Below are 1,811 nucleotides of genomic sequence, written 5' to 3'. Positions count from 1 at the left end.
GCTCAGCGGCACGGTGGCGGGCGTCAACGCGGCACCGCCCAGCGCCGCCGGCGCGAGGAACGTGGCCAGGGCCGCCACCAACCCGGACGCGACGATCAGCAGCTCCCGCGGACCCCACCGGTCCGGCCGGTACCGGCTGCGCCGCACCCGCCGCGAGCCGCTCCACAGCCCCGCGACCGCGCACACCGCGCCGACCGCCAGCAGCGGCGTGCCCGTCACCGCCGGAGCGCTGCCGTCGAGCAGCCCGTACGCGCCGACGCACAGCCCGACCAGCCCTCCGAGCACCAGCACTCCGGTCACCACCCTGGCCCGCTTCGGCAGGCCCGCCGTCCGGCCGTACCCCCGCGAGTCCATCGCCGCGGCCAGCACCAGGGACCGCTCGAACGCGTCCTCCAGCACCGGCACCAGCAGCACCCGCACCGCCTTCACGCCCCGCACGGCGTCGCCCCGCAACACCCGGGCCCGCCGCACCGCGCGCGCACTGGCCACCAACTGCGGTGCGACGGTCAACGCGACCACCACCGCCACGCTCACCTCGTACAGCGCGGCGGGCAGCGACCGCAGCAGCCGCTTGGCGTTGGCCAGCGCGTTCGCCGCGCCGACGCAGCACAGCAGCGTGGCGAGCTGAAGTCCTTGGCACAGCGCGAAGACGAGGCCCTCGGCGCTGACCGGACCACCCAGCCGGATGCCGTTCGCCCACTCGGGCAACGGGATGCCGGGCAGCGTGAACAGCACGGTCGGCCCGCCGACACCGCCGAGCAGGATGTGCAGCACCACCCGGATGCCGAGCACCACCAGGCCGAACTTGAGGAAGACGCCGTAGGCGCTCGCCCACGGGGTGTCCTCGCGGCACGACACGGCCACGTACCCGGCGACCGCGACCACGAGCGCCAACAGCAGCGGGTTCGTGGTGCGGGTCGCCACGGCGGCCAGGCACAACGCCCACAGCCACCACGCGCCGGGGTGCAGCGTCACTCCGCCGCCCCGGCGCGCCGCCGTGCCGTCCGGAAGCCGAGGCCGGCCAGCGCGAGGACCACGGCGATCCCCACGACGAGCCCGACCGTGCCGCCGGACGACGTGCCCGCCGTCGGCTCCACCGCGACCGAGGTCGCGCCCGTCGACGTGGGGGAGGGACCCGACGTCGTGCTGCCGGCCGCGGTCGCCGACGACGAGGGTGGCGCGGACGTCGTCTCGGACGTCGTGGTCGGCGTGTCCGTGCCGGATGGCGCGGACTGCTGCGTGGCCTGCCCGGATTGTCCCGGCTGCTGTCCCGGCTGCGCCGGTTGTCCCGGTTGCGCGGGCTGTCCGGGCTGGACCGGTTGGCCGGGTTGTGCCGGTTTCGGCGTCGGAGGCTGGGCCGCGGGCGGCTGCGGTGCGGGCTGGGTCGGTCAGGGCGCGGGCGGCGCGGGCGGCGCGATGCCCGGCTGCTGACCGGAACCGAACGCCCAGCCTTCGACGGTCCCCGGCGCCGGGTCGTGGGAGCCGGCGCTGGTGTCGCTGTAGACCCACGAGCCACCCGGCCGGGCGTGCCAGTAGCCCCAGTACGCCGTCGGCGGGGAGGCGTTGACGCACGGGTCGTCGCCCGGCACGCCGTTGATCCTGCAGATGAATCCCGGCTGCCGCGCCGTGCTCGTGTAACCGAACCCGGCGGCGTTCAACGCGGCCAGGCCCGACGCGGGATCGCCCGCCGCGCAGCCCGTCCGCACGCCGCCGCCCAGTGAGCCGAAGTCCACGACCACCGTGACGCCCGCGCAGTCCGCCGCCCGCGCGACCGGCGGAACGCCGACCAGGGGAGTGCCGACCAGCGCGAG

3 protein-coding genes are annotated in these 1,811 nt (G+C 76.4%); all 3 read right to left on the bottom strand.

The genetic code is table 11. The features are described 5' to 3' along the window. On the bottom strand, positions 1-975 hold a 975-nt coding region (locus tag ACFQ3T_RS36355; protein WP_380730669.1), incomplete at its 3' end, for a CbiQ family ECF transporter T component. Beyond that, positions 972-1,097, bottom strand: a complete 126-nt coding sequence (locus ACFQ3T_RS36350) for a hypothetical protein (RefSeq protein WP_380730667.1) — start codon at positions 1,095-1,097, stop codon at positions 972-974. The genes ACFQ3T_RS36350 and ACFQ3T_RS36355, both read right to left, overlap by 4 nt. Positions 1,098-1,388: 291 nt before the next feature. Continuing rightward, positions 1,389-1,811, bottom strand: a 423-nt coding sequence (locus tag ACFQ3T_RS36345; RefSeq protein WP_380730665.1) for a hypothetical protein, incomplete at its 5' end; no start/stop codon positions are given.

The organism is Saccharothrix hoggarensis (assembly GCF_042678885.1).
Taxonomy (GTDB): domain Bacteria; phylum Actinomycetota; class Actinomycetes; order Mycobacteriales; family Pseudonocardiaceae; genus Actinosynnema; species Actinosynnema hoggarensis.
This window is presented reverse-complemented; position numbering and strand designations above follow the sequence as displayed.